Raw genomic sequence first — 13,708 nt, 5'->3', positions numbered from 1 at the left:
GGTTGCTTCGCCGAAATCAGGACCCCGCGCGCCGTGCCGGCGCCACTGTAACGCTCAAAGGTGCGCACCGGGCCGTCCATCGCCGATTCCGGCGTCGCCCCCGCTGTCGGGATGATGCAGAACGGTCCGCTGCCCTGTCGGCCGTCGAGGATGGCGCGGTAGACGGCCGTGTTCGTGTCGCGGAGCGCGCCGCCCACGATCACGAGGCGGCCCGGCTGTGCCGCCAGCGGACGCACGGCGAGCAGCAGCAGGAAGGAGAGGAGGCGAGGAGTCATCGGAATAGCATACCGCGAGCGGAACCGCACCGATATACCAAACAGCACTGTAGAAGATCTTTTCATTACGCTTTGCTTATCTGTGTCGTTCCGTGCAATCCGCCATCTCCGTGTTCCAGCTCTTGCCGTTGCCGTTGCCGTTGCCGTTACCGTTGCCGTTGCCGAAGTTGGCCGGATTCGCGATCAGCTGGTCCGAACATCGGCGTGTGCTGAAGGATTCGTAAAGGCTGGAACACGGAAACGGCGGATTCTGCGGAACTGCACAGATAAGCCAAAACGATACTCGACGTCATCCTTGCATCGCGCCTTTTGCTTATCCGTGCCGTTCCGTGCAATCCGCCATCTCCGTGTTCCAGCAGTTGCTGTACCCGCGCCGCGTGCCCGCGCTCCGCTCTGCACACCATCGCGTGGTACATTCTTGCTGAAACGGGATGCAAGGAGGCCATAGCAGGTATGGTAGTTCGAGCATTCCCTTGCCATCTGTTCGCACCACACTCCGCTTGCCGCCCCTCGTCGTCGCCCCCTCCATCGCGTTCCGCGCCGGCCTCGCCATACTGCGCGGCGTGCCGGCGGCGCGCGCGCCCGACTGGCTGCGACACGATCCGCGGCTCGACGCGCTGGTCGCCGCCGGCGCGCGATACCCCGATCTTCGCGACTGGGCACTCGCACATGACATTCCCGAAGCGACGTCGGCGTCCAACGTGTTCGAGGCCCCGCTGCTCGATCCGCGCACGCCACGCGAGGCGCAGCAGGAAGCAGTCACGCGCTGGATGGCCGCCGGTCAGCGCGGCAGCGTGGTGCTGCCGACCGGTGCCGGAAAGACCCTCGTTGCCTTGCTGGCGATCCAACGCACCGGCACCAACGCCTGCATTATCGTGCCCACGCGTGCGCTCGTGTCGCAGTGGTTCACGCAGCTTGCCGACGCCTTCGGCGCTGAACATATCGGCGCCTTCTACGGTGACGAAAAAGAAGTGCGCGCCCTCACCGTGACCACGTATCACTCCGCCTTCACGCTGCTCGAACGACACGGCGCGCGGTTCACCCTGCTGATATGCGACGAAGTGCATCACCTGGCCGATAGCGCCACCGGCGAAGCGCGCACCCGACTGGATGCACTCCTCATCGCGCCGGCGCCGCATCGACTGGGCCTCACCGCCACGTATCCCGACGGCCAGGACAGCTGGCTGGTGCGCGCACTCGGGCCAGTCGTGTATCGCCGCAGCATCGGTGAGATGACCGACGCCGAACTCGCGCGGTTTGCCATCGAGCGTCGCTACGTCGACCTCTCGCCGTCCGAACGTGCACGCTACGACGCCGAGTCGGAGCGCTTCGAGACGTACGCCGAACAGTCGCAGTGGCGCACGCAAGCAGACTCGCCCGACATTGCCTGGAAACTGTTCGCGGCCAGCGCGCGCCGTTCACCGGCCGCACGTCGCGCCCTGCGCGCCTTTCGCGAACGCGAGCGCGTCGTGCGCATGGCCGAAGCAAAGTTCGAGGAGACGGCACGCGTGTTGCGCATGTTTCCCGGTGAGCAGGCGGTGCTCTTTTGCGGCGGCACCGATGTGGCCATGGAAGTGTCCCGTCGATTGGCCATTCCGTTGATTGCCGCGTCCACACCGGCGTCGGAGCGTCACGCCATTCTGCACGCCATGCGCGACGGTACGTTACGCGCAGTGGCATCGGTGAAAGTGCTGGACGAGGGATGGGATGTGCCCAACGCCAAGCTCGGTATCGTTCTCGGCGACTCCACTCGCGGCGGCGCACGGCAACATACGCAACGCCTTGGCCGCCTGCTGCGACGACAGGGCGACCAGGTCGCGTCGCTGTTCGAATTGGTCGCCGCCGGCACTTGGGAATTCTTCGCGTCGCAGAAGCGCGGCGCGGCGGTGCGTAAGGTGGCCGACTCACAATTGGGCTTCGGCCTGTGACGCACACGCGCATGAGCTCATGCTGAGTAGCGTATGCTGAGTAGCACATGCTGACCCGCGCGCAGGTCGACCCATTCATTCGCGTTACCGGTAACGTGTTGAGCATCCGCTATCTCGCCGATCCAGACGGCCGCGTGACACCGTTCCTCGACCGACTGCTGCGACTGGTGCGCCGTTTGGAGGGGCGACCACTCGAGACCGTGATCGAGGCGCTGCGTCGTCAGGAGCGTCGCGTGCGTGACGCGTCGCGCTTGGCCGGAATTTCACGCGCATTGATCGAATGGTGCGACTTCCACGCACCGCAGGGCGCACAACAGCTTGAAGCCGCGCGTCACGACGTCTTCATGGCGCGTGGTGCGATATGGCCACCCGTACCCGGCGACGCACTGCTGCCGTTCACCGACGCCGCCGCGACGCTCGGCCTTACTGCCGACATACTGCAGCGCACGTTGTACGACGATCGCCCGGGCGCGCGACGATTGCGCCGTGTGCCCGACGGCGATGGACGTGCGCTGCTGGCGCGGTACAACCTCGAACTCGCCCGCGGCGTGCTGCGTGATGCCACGTGCGTAGAACTGCACACGCGTGGTGGATGGCGCGATGTCTTTCGTGCCGTCAAGGCGGCTGGGTTGATGCACGAACTCGTGCGCGAAGGAAAACGCTACCGCTTGGTGCTCACCGGCCCTGCGGCCGCGTTCCTCGTGCGCCCCGCACGCTACGGCGTGCGCTTTGCGCGCGTACTGCCGGTGCTGGCTCGTTCACCAGGTTGGCGCGTGAACGCCGACGTGCTGCGCGAAGGACAGCCGTACCGTGTGCAGTTACGTGGACGTGCGCGCGCCGTGCCGACCGGTGCGCCTGTCGGCACCGAGCCGCGCCGCGAGCGCTACGACTCGGCGTGGGAACGCCGCTTCGTGCGCGACTTCCGTGCGTCCTCGTGGGCCAAGGAGCACGGATGGCAGCTATCGCGCGAACGCTCGCCGCTCTCGAGCGGCGGCGCGGTGTTCCTCCCCGACTTTACGCTGCGACACACCGACGGTCGTGAAGCGGCGGTGGAACTCGTGGGATTCTGGACGCCGGAGTACCTGACTGCGAAGATCGCCAAGGTGCGCGCGGCGGGAGACACGCCCTTGGTGCTCGTGGTCGCCAAGGCGCTGGCCGTTGGCGATGGCGGCAGTGCGATGCAGGATGTCGGTGGCGACCGGATCCTGTGGTGCGGACAACATCCGCGCGTTGGTGACGTGATGCGGTTGGTGGAGAGAGTGGCGAAAACGCCGTGAACGTGGACTGCTCAGATGTCAGAGGCCAGACGTCAGTCGCCAGCATCAGGGATCAGACTGTTTATAGTGTTCGGAATTCAGCAACGACAGTGCACGGTTTCGAGGGGTTTGATGGCGTGCGTTCTCTCGGCTCGCGGTGAGAGCCGAATAGCTCGGAACTGTGCACTATCGTTGCTCGTGTCGGAACACTATACCCAGTCTGATCTCTGAGTTCTGAGCGCACTGACCATCTGACCCCTGAAGTGTAGCCTTCGCTGACGACCCCCTGCGACGATCACCGCGGAGGCGTCACCGACGATGCTGGTCGCGTGCCCTTGAGAATCCAACGTTGAATGCGTCGGCCGTTTCCGGCCTCGCCCGTGTACATGCGGTTCTGCGAGTCGATGGCGATCATGTGCGCGCGGATAAACTCGCCCGATTGACGACCGGGCCGTCCGAATCGGTCGAGAATGACCAGATCCTTCCGCCGCAAGATCCAGACGCGCTCATTCGTGCCGTCTATCAAGTACAGCAGGCTTTGCGCCGCGTCGCGCGAGACCTGTAGGCTGAAGCCGCTGCCCGCGCCGCCGGTCTCCGGGCGCACGAACTTCTCCATGATGTACTCGCCGTTCTGCCGGAATACCTGAATACGATTGCCGCGACGGTCCGACACGTACAGCAATCCATCCTTGGTGCCCACGAGACCGTGCAGCGTGGAGTACTGCTGCGGGGGCGTCGCCGTGTTCACCGGGTACGAATACTTCTCCGTGTCGGCAGGACGCTTGCCGTAGGCACCCCAGTGCCGCTTGTACGCGCCGGTGGTGGCGTCGAACACGATCACGCGTTTGTTGATGTAGCCATCGGCAATGAACAGTTCATTGGTTTTGGGCTCCACGTAGAAGTTCGCGGGCCCGCCGAGGTGCGTCGAGTCGTTGCTGCCCTTGTTCACGCCGGGTTCACCGATCGTGAGCACGTGTTTGCCATCTTGTGTGAACTTCATCACATGCATGCCATTGCTCGTGCCCATCCACACGAATCCATGGTGGTCGATGTAGATGCCGTGCTCCTGGTTGAACCACGTGTACCCAGCGCCCGGACCACCCCACGACCGCACCACCTTGCCGTCGGCGTCCATTTCGAGCACCGGCGGCGCCGGATAGCAGCAATCGGCGATAGGCGGCTGCACCGCCGCGCCGATCTCCTGATCGGTGAGACTCGACGGCATGTGGATGATCCACAGGTGATCACGATCATCCACGAAGAGCCCGCGAATGTCGCCCAGAATCCAATCGTTGGGCAGCGTCGGCGGCCACGTCGGGTCGATCACGTAGACCGGTAGTTTGTCCGCCGTTGGTGAACCGCGTGCGACCTTGGCGTTGGCGCCCTGCGCATTCGTGACGATCGGTGCCAGCAGGCATCCGACAACGCAGGCGAGGAGTGGCACACGGGTCATGAGGTGCGGAACCGGTGGAGTGAGGGCGACGGGATTACGGCGGCGCGGGCGCCACGCGTGCTGTCCACGTTGCTCACGGATTGCCTGTCCTGCAACAAACTGAGTCCATTCTGCCTTACACTTGACATTTAAATGTCATATTGATAGCATCAAGACATGAGAACAACAATCCGTCTCGACGATCACCTGCTGCGTGAGGCGAAGGCGCGCGCAGCGCGGGCTGGCCGTTCGCTGAACGAGTTCATCGAGGACGCGGTGCGTTCCGCCGTGCTCGAAGACCATCAGGCGGCCAGTGCAGCGTCTGTCATCCCGGTGTTTCGTGGTGGCCGAGGGTTGCACCCCGGAGTTGATCTCGACAGCAACGCCGAGCTGTTGGAACTCATGGGCGACGATCGGCCATGATCTCGCCAGACGTGAACGTGTTGGTGTACGCAGCACGAGACGATGCGCCACGGCACCCGGAGTTTCGCGCGTGGCTCGACGAGGCGCTCGCTGCGCAGGAGCCGATGGGCATCTCCGAACTCGTGTTGTCTGGCGTGCTGCGTGTGCTGACCAACCCGCGTGTCTTCAATCCACCGATGCCGATGATCGACGCGTCGGCATACGTCGGGGCTCTTCGGGAACACCCGCGCGTCGTGTCGCTGCGCCCGGGAGCGCGCCACTGGGACATCTTTCTTGGGCTCTGCCGAAGTGGTGGAGTACGCGGGAATCTGGTCGCGGATGCCTACCATGCCGCGCTTGCCATCGAGCACGGCTCAGAGTGGATTACCACCGACCGAGATTTCGCGCGCTTCCCAGGGCTGCGTTGGCGTTCGCCGGTAGAGTGATCCAGTTCAGCGCCGCCGCTGCTGCGCCGCCAGCCACGCAATCGCCGCGCGCGAGATCCACTCGTGTTCACCCTCGAACAGCGTGAGGCGCGACGCGCCCGCCGTGCGCCGCACGTGGATCGTGCGCCCCAAAATTGTATCCGCTGCCGGCACCGGCGTGCCGTACTGCCCGCGCATCATCGCCTCGATATCCGCATTTGACAGTACCTGCGGCGCAATCGCCTGGAACGCCTCGAGTGTGTGACGCGGCGACACCACCGTGTCGTGCACGACGTCGGCGAGGTCGAATGGAACGCGGCCCTTCGGTTTCAGGTAACGGAGTGGTGCGCGCGCCGCATAGGCCGCGGCGATGGCCGCGCTCTCGCGTGGCGTCTCGCCGAAGCAGCCGCGCATCATACGCCCGTACTCGTCCGTCGGGTGCTCGCTGTTCCACGCGGCCAGATCGCTGATGCCGACCCACGCGCTCGCCGCAGCCCCTTGGGCAGGATACCGCGACGCCATCAACATCGTCATGAAGCCGCCGCCGGAGCGGCCGAGCAGGTAGATGCGCGTGCTGTCCACCGCGTAGTGCGCGCGAACCCAGGCGACCGCATCGAGGATGTCCTGCTGTGCGACGTCCGATCCGCATGCCAACGGCGTCTCGCTGCGCCCACGAAAATTGGGCGAGAGCAGCAGCCAGCCGCGCGCGTCCGCTTCGGCTTCCACCGTGGAATCGCGCTGATCGAGGTCGAAGCTCCACGTGTGCAGCATGACCGCGAGTGGACGGCGGCCATTCGCCGAGGGCGCGGGCGCCGCCGGCATCACAAGCACGGATGGCTGCAGCGTCGAATCGGCCGTGCTCCGGATCTCGACGCGATGTCGGCCGGGAGCATCCGGCGTCTGCGCGAGTCCCGTGCGGGGGGCGGTGGAAACAAGAAGCGTCAGGGCGAAGCACGCGCGAGCGACTCTCGTCACGGCGCCACCCTCAGCCAGCGTAGGTCGCGCACGGCGCGGCCGGTCACGCTGATCGCGATCACCCGTTGGCGGGCGTCGCGCACGAAGCGCAGCGGTGGCCCGTCGGCGATGAACGCGTCGGCGACGCCGAGCTCGAGGCTGCCCATGCCGTAGCCGCGAGCGTAGGCGGTGCGTCCGTCCTTCCGCACGAGCAACGCGCAGCCGGGCGAGTCGGTGCGATCGTAGCGCCGGAACACCGAATCCACGCGTAACCGGGTGGGCGCATCGAGCTCCTGCGCGGCCAGCGGGCGCGGCGCGGCTGCGGCCACGAGAGCCAAGCAGACGATGGCGAACAGCGTGAATGGACGACCGAAGTTGCTCATACGAGTTGCGCGGTGCGGAGGTGGGGCAGCAAACGATCGTCGGCTCGAAGCAATGGATAGCAGCCGAGCCGCTTCCGGTCACGCGCACGTGCGCGTGGGGGCAGCGCGACCCCGTAGCGGCAACGCTCGTCAGCAGGGAGATTGGTCACGGCGCCACCGCGCAGCTCCCCACCACCATCGTCCGCCGCATGACCGCACGCGAGCAGTTGAACATCGCCCTCGCCAACAGCTATCACCTCACGCGTGAACTCGGCGAGGGAGGCATGGCCACCGTCTATCTCGCGCGTGATCTCAAGCACGAGCGCGACGTGGCCATCAAGGTGCTCAAGCCGGAACTCGGCGCCGTACTTGGCGTCGAGCGGTTCCTGAGTGAGATCCGCGTCACGGCCAACCTGCAGCACCCCAATCTTCTGCCGCTGTTCGAGAGCGGCGAAGCCGGGGGCCTGTTCTTCTACGTCATGTCGTTCGTCGACGGCGAAACGCTGCGGGCACGCCTCGAACGCGAAAAACAGTTGCCGGTTGACGAAGCCGTTCGACTGTCGGTCGCGATCGCGCAAGCGCTCGATTACGCGCATCGCCGTGGCGTGATCCACCGCGATCTCAAGCCGGAAAACATTCTGCTCGCCGACGGTCATCCGCGCGTGGCGGACTTCGGCATCGCACTCGCCGTGAGCAAGGCGGGCGGTGAGCGCGTCACGCAGACCGGGCTCTCACTCGGCACGCCGCAGTACATGAGCCCCGAGCAGGCCACTGGCGATCGCACGGTGGACGCCCGCACCGACATCTACTCGCTCGGCGCCATGACGTACGAAATGCTCACTGGCGAGCCGCCACACATCGGCAACACGGCGCAAGCGATCATCGCGCGCCTCATGACGGAAGACGTGCGCCCGCTTACCGTGCTGCGGCGCAGCGTGCCCACAGCGGTGGATGCAGCAGTACGTCATGCTCTCGAGAAGCTCGCGGCCGACCGGTTTGCGACTGCCGGTGAGTTCGCGCTCGCGCTGCAAGGGAAAGGCGACGCGGCGACGATCGCGCGCTACCTACCGGCCGCTGAGGGCACCACGTCCAGCACCGGTGGCCGCCGAGTGTGGCGCGAAGCCGCCGCGTGGGTCGTGGCCGCCGGTGCCCTTGCTGCATTGGCGTTCGCCAGCACGCGGGAGCCTGCAGTCACAGAAACGCCCGTGGTGCGCGCCAAGATCGACCCGCCACCGGGCGAACGGATCATGCTCGGCGGGTTTCCTATCGCGCTCTCGCCTCTCGGCGACCAGATGGCGTATGTCACGCAGAGCACCGCAGGCTATCGCACCGTCGTGCAGCGCGTGGGGGAACTCGATGCGTACACCGAGTTGTCCGCCACGTCGCTGCAAACCTCGTCTTCTCCCCCGATGGCAAGTGGCTCGCGTACACCAGCGGCGACGAGATCCGTCGGGTAGCAGCCACCGGCGGCGGCAGCGAAGTACTCGGGAAGCTCCGCCAGTTGACGTCCCTGTCGGCGACGCGCGGTAACTTGAATGCGTCCGGGCTGGCGTGGACGCCGGACGACCAGATTCTGATCGGGAGCGATGTCGGGCTCTTTGCCGTGCCGGCACGCGGAGGGGTCGTGCGGCCGGTGACCGACACCGCCAAGCAACAATGGGCTCGATTCCCGGTCCTTCTGCCGAACGGAAAGACTGTGCTCGTAGCGACTGGTACGAGAAACCTCATGCGTCTGATGGCGGTGTCGCTCAACGACGGACAGATCGCGGAAACCGGCGTGCGCGCCACGCAGGCGTTCGGTGTGGTGGACGGTCAGCTGCTCATTCAGTCGGATGGAGGTGACGTCTCGGCGATTCCGTTCGATGTGAACTCGCGCAAGCCGACCGGCGAACCGATGCCCATAGCGCGCGCGGTCGAAGGCGTGGGCCTCTCCGCCTCCGGGACTCTTGCGTATCAAGTAGGACAAACCGCGTCGCAGCTCGTACTCGCGAGCGGCGCCGGCGCCGACCAGCTGCTGCGGTCTGAGGCCGGCGCGTACCAGAACCCGCGCTTCTCGCCGAACAGTCAGCGCGTCGCCCTGTCGATCCGGTCCGGCGATTCCGAGGACGTCTGGATCCTCGATCGCGCCGCCGGCACGTTCACGCGTCTTACCACGGATGGCATCAACAGTGCTCCGGAGTGGACGGCAGATGGGAAGCGCGTGCTGTACAAGTCGGTGCGAGGTGGCGACGCGAACGAGGCGCCGAACGGCACCATTCGCATCATGTGGCAACGGATCGATGACAGTGCGCCCGCCGCGGTGCTCTTCGAAACCGCGCCGGCACTCAACGAAGCTGTGCTGTCGGCCGATGAACGTTGGCTAGTAGTGCGAACCGCACCTGGCGGCAACACGCCGCGCGACATCTTCGCGGTGGACCTCACAGGTGACCGCACGCTGCGCCCCATGGCCACCGGGCCGACGTCGGAGCAAATGCCACGCCTCTCGCCTGATGGGCGGTGGCTCGCGTATCAGTCGGACCAGAGCGGGCGCCTCGAGATCTACGTGCGTCCGTTCCCGGGAGACGGCGCGCGCGTGCAGGTGAGCAACGACGGTGGCAGCGAACCGCTGTTTGACGCCACCGGCCGCACACTTTACTACCGGGCATCGGCGGGCATCATGGCGGTGGCACTGTCGCCGGGCGCGGAACTCACCGTAGGCGCGCGTCGGCTCGTGCTCGCCAGCAGCGAGGCCGCCGACCCCACGCATCCGTCGTACGACGTGTCGCCCGACGGCAAACAGTTCCTCGTGCTGCGCCCCGTCGGCGGTAAGGCCAAGGCGATCGTGATCCACAACTGGCGTCGCGAACTGCGCGAGTTGGTGCAGCGGGGACGTCCGAAGTGAGCAGCCTGTCAGCGTGATTCCGGCGCCGCGGGTCGAGGCGGCTTGACCGGTTCAGCCAACAGCGCATCGAGCGCCGCTCGATAGGTGACGGGATCCACGGCCGGATAGCGATACAGATCGCTGGCCGCTTGGTCGTACGTCGTGCGCAGTGAGTCGGGCGTGACCAGCCCCGCATCGAGCATGGCGCGCACGTGGTTCAGGTCGCGCACGTGTCCACGTTCGATCTTCGCCAGCGCCTGCGCCGTCAGATCATAATGGCGCACCGTGAGGGGACCGTACTGTGCCACCAGCGGGCTTCTCGACTCCCATCCCGTCGGGACGGGAATGAATTGATCGGGGGCCGCGAATTCCACGTTGATCGAAAGCTGTTCCTTGCGGGCCAAAATCGCGCGCAGCATCGCGTCGTGCTCCGGGCGCATGATCATGTCCACATAGAGCGTGGTGTCACGCCACCCGACGAGAACCGCCGTGGTGCCTCCCACGAGGTACACCGTGGTCGGCGCCGGTGCGGTCTTCGCCAGCGCGCGCAACAACAGCTCGATGCGCGCCGTGTGGCTATTTCACGCACGATGACGTGCTCGATGTCACGCACGAACGGGCGGCCCGCGCGAAGCTCACCATGCGACGCACCAGGGCATTGTAGCGCGAGTGTGCGCCATCGCCGTGCAACATGTACAGGCGGTCATACAAGCGTTCCTCAGGGTGCTCGATGGTGCGCGGCACGCGGATACCCAGCAGCCGGAGTCGCGGCGCAGCCATCGAAACCAGCAGGGCCTCCTCGGTCTCTTGCCCGGCGGCGAGATGCGCGAGGCCCGCACCGACGATCTCGATCCCTGGCAGGGCAGGCGCGGCCATCGCGAAGGCAGAGAGTGCGAACGCCTTCGCGGTCCGGCGCGCCTCGCGCACGGCGACCATCTCCCGCGCTTGCTCGGCCGACAGGGTCCGACGGCTTCGCGTGCCGCCGCGCTTACCGATGGCGGCTAGGTACTTGCGCGATGGAAGGGGCATTAATATAACGTAAGCGGCTTATGATCATAAGTCACTATGTGACAGCATATTAAGTAGTCCGTCAGGACACTTTCGACGGCACACGCCAAGGCCTCCCGGAAACGGCCGTCCGCACAATCACCTTCGCACGGCACATCCGACGGGTTGGTTGCCTCAACAGCCGGCACCCGCTGACCTCCACCTCCGGAGGTGCATATGGAGCTGTCCAAGAACACGACGATTCTGCTGTCACCCGAAACCCACCAGTACCTCACTGAGCTCGCGGCCCGGAAAGGCAAGAGCCTCGGGGAGCTCGTGCGAGAGGCGTGTGTGGCGCAATACGGTCTACTGGACACCGACACGCGCGTGGCCGCCGTTGCCGCGTTGTCGGCACTGTCACTGCCCGTCGCGTCGCCTCGCGACATGAAGCAGGAATCGGTGCCCAGTCCGCGCGACCTCATGCCGCCTACGCGATCGCGTGCCAAGCGGTGACGCGCTATGATCGGCGAGTGATGGCGGTATGATGCTCATCGACACGAATGTGCTGATGTACGCGGCCGGCGCCGCGCATCCCAACAAGGCACCCAGCACTCGCATGTTGGAGCGCGTCGCCCACGGCGCACTGGCGGCCACGATCGACGCCGAAACGCTGCAGGAGATCCCGCATCGTTATCGCGCCATCGGGCAATGGAACGCCAGTCGCCAGGTCTTCGATCTCGCGCGGCAGCTGTTTCCCAGCGTCGTGCCCATTTCGGCGGAGATGCTCGATCGTGCGCGCACCCTGCTCGACGACTACCCCGCGCTGATGGCGCGCGACGCGCTGCACGCCGCCGTCGTGATGCACGAAGGGTTCGACGCGATCTGCAGCTACGACCGCGACTTCGACGCGATCACCGCGACCACGCGCATCGAGCCGTGACCGGTGGGCGTGCCGCCGACGTGAGCGCTATCTTTTCCCTATGACGACACCGACCTCGGCTCAACAGCGCTGGCTGCAGCGTCCGTCCGCACGTACGCGGAGGCGCTGATGGCACTGCTTGACATCTTCGCCGAGTTGGAGGCGGCGGTCGCGGACGGCATTGTTGAACGCTATGCCGTCGGTGGTGCGGTCGGCGCAACGTTTTACATCGAGCCAGCCGCGACGCAGGACGTGGACATCTTCGTCGTCTTCGATCAGTCCGCGTCGCTGTTGGTATCGCTGGCCCCGATCTATGACTACTTCACAAAGCGTGGAGCTGTCATCCAGAATGAGCACTTGGTCATCGCGGATTGGCCCGTACAGTTTCTCCCGGCCACCACACCGCTCGTCGACGACGCGCTTATACATGCGGTGCGCATGAGCGTTGACGGGCAAGCGGTTGCCGTGCTGTCGCAGGAACACCTGGCCGCGGTCGCACTCGAGACAGGGCGTATGAAGGACAAGATCCGGTTATCGCAGTTCCTGGCGTCGGGGACATTCGAGCGATTGCGCTTCGACGCCCTGACCGAGCGCTTTGGATTGACGGCGAAGTGGGCTCGCTTCGTGGCGCTGATGGAGGATCAACCGTGAAGTTTTCCATGGACGAGGCGCTCCGAATAAAACGGGCGTCGCGCGTGGCGATGACGGCGACGCCGATCGCCGAAAAACTGCGTATTCTGGAGCGTTTGCGCGAACGCGATCGCGCGATCCGGCGCGCCGTTATTGCGCTCGAGCAGCGTCCGACGCGCGACGCACCCGCATGACCGACCTCCGCGCGCAACTCCAAGCCACCCTCGGCAACGGCTACACCCTCGAGCGCGAACTCGGCGACGGTGGCATGTCGCATGTGTTCGTCGCGCACGAGAACGCGCTCGGTCGCACGGTGGTCGTGAAGGTGATCGCGCCCGAACTCGCGGAAGGCGTGAGCGCCGAGCGTTTTGCGCGCGAGATCAAACTGGCGGCTGCGCTGCAGGAACCGCACATCGTGCCGGTGCTCGCGGCCGGCGCGACACGTGAAGGATTACCGTATTATACCATGCCGTATGTGCGCGGCGATTCGCGGCGCGCCCGACTGCTGAAAGGCCCCGTTTCGCTTGGCGATACACTCGGCATTCTGCGCAACATCGCGCAGGCGCTGGCTAATGCGCACGAACGTGGCATCGCGACATCAAGCCCGAGAACGTGCTGCTGTCGAGCGGCACCGCGGTTATCACCGACTTCGGCATCGCGAAAGCGCTCTCGGCGTCAAGCACGCTCACCGCAGGCAATACGCTAGGAAACTCGCTCACATCCATGGGGACGTCCATCGGCACGCCGGCCTACATGGCGCTCGAGCAGGCGGTGGGCGACGTGAACACCGACGCGCGCGCCGATCTGTACGCGTGGGGCGTGGTCGCGTACGAACTGCTCGCGGGCGCGCATCCGTTCGCGCACTGCACCACGCCGCAGGCACTGGTGGCCGCGCACATCGCGGAAACACCGCGCGCACTGTCCGACGTGAAGCCAACGATCCCGCGCGATGTGTCGGCGCTGGTGATGGAGTGCTTGGCCAAGGACCCGCTGCAACGTCCGGTCAACGCGCACGCTGTGCTCGAACGGCTCAGCACCATTGCCACCCCCCCACGCCAATCAGATCCACCGCAGTTGGACGCGACCGCTGCAGCTCAAGGTCGTCGTCCCCGTTCTCGTCGCGCTGATCGCCGTCGGTGGGTGGTGGGCCACGCGCGATCGCGCACCGGCATCGTCGGGCGCCACGAGTAGCGTGAGTTCCATCGCCGTGCTTCCGTTCGCCGATTTGAGTGCCGATCGCAGCAGCGGATACCTTGGCGACGGCGTCGCCGAAACGCT

At 65.7% G+C, this 13,708-nt stretch carries 16 protein-coding genes and 2 pseudogenes; 12 read left to right on the top strand and 6 right to left on the bottom strand.

Annotation, left to right across the window (positions count from 1 at the left end; all coding sequences use genetic code 11):
• Positions 1-275: pseudogene (locus ACESNG_RS22950) on the bottom strand (hypothetical protein); the annotation flags it as partial.
• A gap of 92 nt (positions 276-367) precedes the next feature.
• Between ACESNG_RS22950 and ACESNG_RS22945 the strand changes: the two are divergent.
• From ACESNG_RS22945 to ACESNG_RS22935, 3 genes are all read left to right on the top strand, one after another.
• Positions 368-499, top strand: a complete 132-nt coding sequence (locus ACESNG_RS22945) for a hypothetical protein (RefSeq protein WP_373071025.1) — start codon at positions 368-370, stop codon at positions 497-499.
• Between the two features lie 249 nt (positions 500-748).
• Entirely contained in the window at positions 749-2,203 is a 1,455-nt protein-coding gene (locus ACESNG_RS22940; protein ID WP_373059260.1) for a DEAD/DEAH box helicase, read from the top strand.
• A gap of 47 nt (positions 2,204-2,250) precedes the next feature.
• Positions 2,251-3,480, top strand: coding sequence for a DUF790 family protein (locus tag ACESNG_RS22935; RefSeq protein WP_373071023.1), 1,230 nt, complete (start codon positions 2,251-2,253; stop codon positions 3,478-3,480).
• Positions 3,481-3,754: 274 nt separating this feature from the next.
• On the opposite strand, the gene ACESNG_RS22930 is transcribed toward ACESNG_RS22935, so the two are convergent.
• Complete coding sequence (locus ACESNG_RS22930; RefSeq protein WP_373059256.1) at positions 3,755-4,912, bottom strand: hypothetical protein; 1,158 nt, start codon at positions 4,910-4,912, stop codon at positions 3,755-3,757.
• Between the two features lie 156 nt (positions 4,913-5,068).
• On the opposite strand from ACESNG_RS22930, the gene ACESNG_RS22925 reads away from it, so the two are divergent.
• Together ACESNG_RS22925 and ACESNG_RS22920 are read left to right on the top strand one after the other, a co-directional pair.
• Positions 5,069-5,314, top strand: coding sequence for a YlcI/YnfO family protein (locus ACESNG_RS22925; RefSeq protein ID WP_373059254.1), 246 nt, complete (start codon positions 5,069-5,071; stop codon positions 5,312-5,314).
• A complete protein-coding gene (locus tag ACESNG_RS22920; protein WP_373059252.1) occupies positions 5,311-5,739 on the top strand; it encodes a type II toxin-antitoxin system VapC family toxin in 429 nt (142 codons plus the stop codon). Before ACESNG_RS22925 ends, ACESNG_RS22920 begins: the two co-directional genes overlap by 4 nt.
• A 6-nt stretch (positions 5,740-5,745) precedes the next feature.
• Here ACESNG_RS22920 and ACESNG_RS22915 read toward each other — a convergent pair whose 3' ends face one another.
• Together ACESNG_RS22915 and ACESNG_RS22910 are read right to left on the bottom strand one after the other, a co-directional pair.
• Positions 5,746-6,693: an alpha/beta hydrolase family protein gene (locus ACESNG_RS22915; protein ID WP_373071021.1), complete on the bottom strand. Its 948-nt coding sequence runs from the start codon at positions 6,691-6,693 to the stop codon at positions 5,746-5,748.
• The gene (locus ACESNG_RS22910; RefSeq protein ID WP_373059248.1) at positions 6,690-7,055 is read right to left on the bottom strand and encodes a hypothetical protein; all 366 of its coding nucleotides are present in this window, start codon (positions 7,053-7,055) and stop codon (positions 6,690-6,692) included. Before ACESNG_RS22910 ends, ACESNG_RS22915 begins: the two co-directional genes overlap by 4 nt.
• Between ACESNG_RS22910 and ACESNG_RS22905 the strand changes: the two genes are divergently transcribed.
• On the top strand, positions 7,034-8,491 hold the full coding sequence (locus ACESNG_RS22905) for a serine/threonine-protein kinase (protein ID WP_373071019.1): 1,458 nt from the start codon (positions 7,034-7,036) through the stop codon (positions 8,489-8,491). The two genes, ACESNG_RS22910 and ACESNG_RS22905, sit on opposite strands and share 22 nt — an antisense overlap.
• A 44-nt stretch (positions 8,492-8,535) precedes the next feature.
• Positions 8,536-9,915: a hypothetical protein gene (locus tag ACESNG_RS22900; RefSeq protein ID WP_373071017.1), complete on the top strand. Its 1,380-nt coding sequence runs from the start codon at positions 8,536-8,538 to the stop codon at positions 9,913-9,915.
• 8 nt (positions 9,916-9,923) lie between these two features.
• Here the strand turns inward: ACESNG_RS22900 and ACESNG_RS22895 are convergent, their stop codons facing one another.
• Positions 9,924-10,445: a hypothetical protein gene (locus ACESNG_RS22895; RefSeq protein ID WP_373059242.1), complete on the bottom strand. Its 522-nt coding sequence runs from the start codon at positions 10,443-10,445 to the stop codon at positions 9,924-9,926.
• A 25-nt stretch (positions 10,446-10,470) separates the two neighbouring features.
• The gene (locus tag ACESNG_RS22890) at positions 10,471-10,923 is read right to left on the bottom strand and encodes a hypothetical protein (RefSeq protein ID WP_373059240.1); all 453 of its coding nucleotides are present in this window, start codon (positions 10,921-10,923) and stop codon (positions 10,471-10,473) included.
• A 195-nt stretch (positions 10,924-11,118) separates the two neighbouring features.
• Here ACESNG_RS22890 and ACESNG_RS22885 point away from each other — a divergent pair, with 195 nt between their 5' ends.
• The 5 genes and pseudogenes from ACESNG_RS22885 to ACESNG_RS22865 all read left to right on the top strand — a co-directional run bounded on the left by ACESNG_RS22885 (position 11,119) and on the right by ACESNG_RS22865 (position 13,621).
• On the top strand, positions 11,119-11,394 hold the full coding sequence (locus tag ACESNG_RS22885) for a hypothetical protein (RefSeq protein ID WP_373059238.1): 276 nt from the start codon (positions 11,119-11,121) through the stop codon (positions 11,392-11,394).
• A 28-nt stretch (positions 11,395-11,422) separates the two neighbouring features.
• Entirely contained in the window at positions 11,423-11,821 is a 399-nt protein-coding gene (locus ACESNG_RS22880) for a type II toxin-antitoxin system VapC family toxin (RefSeq protein ID WP_373071015.1), read from the top strand.
• 108 nt (positions 11,822-11,929) lie between these two features.
• Entirely contained in the window at positions 11,930-12,451 is a 522-nt protein-coding gene (locus ACESNG_RS22875) for a hypothetical protein (protein WP_373059234.1), read from the top strand.
• On the top strand, positions 12,448-12,624 hold the full coding sequence (locus tag ACESNG_RS22870) for a hypothetical protein (RefSeq protein ID WP_373059232.1): 177 nt from the start codon (positions 12,448-12,450) through the stop codon (positions 12,622-12,624). The genes ACESNG_RS22875 and ACESNG_RS22870 overlap by 4 nt, the downstream gene beginning before the upstream one ends.
• Positions 12,621-13,621, top strand: a pseudogene (locus ACESNG_RS22865) (serine/threonine-protein kinase). Before ACESNG_RS22870 ends, ACESNG_RS22865 begins: the two are co-directional and overlap by 4 nt.
• Positions 13,622-13,708 lie beyond the last annotated feature (87 nt).

It is taken from the genome of Gemmatimonas sp. (assembly GCF_041689975.1).
In the GTDB taxonomy this organism is placed as follows: Bacteria; Gemmatimonadota; Gemmatimonadetes; order Gemmatimonadales; family Gemmatimonadaceae; genus Gemmatimonas.
Note: the sequence above shows the minus strand (reverse complement) of the source record. Positions and strands in the feature narration are given on the sequence as shown.

What these genes read in the sequence shown, in the direction of transcription:
- ACESNG_RS22890 (WP_373059240.1), bottom strand. Translation starts at nt 10,923, where the DNA reads ATGCCCCTTCCATCGCGCAAGTACCTAGCCGCCATCGGTAAGCGCGGC.
- ACESNG_RS22935 (WP_373071023.1), top strand. Translation starts at nt 2,251, where the DNA reads ATGCTGACCCGCGCGCAGGTCGACCCATTCATTCGCGTTACCGGTAAC.
- ACESNG_RS22875 (WP_373059234.1), top strand. Translation starts at nt 11,930, where the DNA reads ATGGCACTGCTTGACATCTTCGCCGAGTTGGAGGCGGCGGTCGCGGAC.
- ACESNG_RS22880 (WP_373071015.1), top strand. Translation starts at nt 11,423, where the DNA reads ATGATGCTCATCGACACGAATGTGCTGATGTACGCGGCCGGCGCCGCG.
- ACESNG_RS22930 (WP_373059256.1), bottom strand. Translation starts at nt 4,912, where the DNA reads ATGACCCGTGTGCCACTCCTCGCCTGCGTTGTCGGATGCCTGCTGGCA.
- ACESNG_RS22905 (WP_373071019.1), top strand. Translation starts at nt 7,034, where the DNA reads ATGGACGACCGAAGTTGCTCATACGAGTTGCGCGGTGCGGAGGTGGGG.
- ACESNG_RS22920 (WP_373059252.1), top strand. Translation starts at nt 5,311, where the DNA reads ATGATCTCGCCAGACGTGAACGTGTTGGTGTACGCAGCACGAGACGAT.
- ACESNG_RS22885 (WP_373059238.1), top strand. Translation starts at nt 11,119, where the DNA reads ATGGAGCTGTCCAAGAACACGACGATTCTGCTGTCACCCGAAACCCAC.
- ACESNG_RS22910 (WP_373059248.1), bottom strand. Translation starts at nt 7,055, where the DNA reads ATGAGCAACTTCGGTCGTCCATTCACGCTGTTCGCCATCGTCTGCTTG.
- ACESNG_RS22925 (WP_373059254.1), top strand. Translation starts at nt 5,069, where the DNA reads ATGAGAACAACAATCCGTCTCGACGATCACCTGCTGCGTGAGGCGAAG.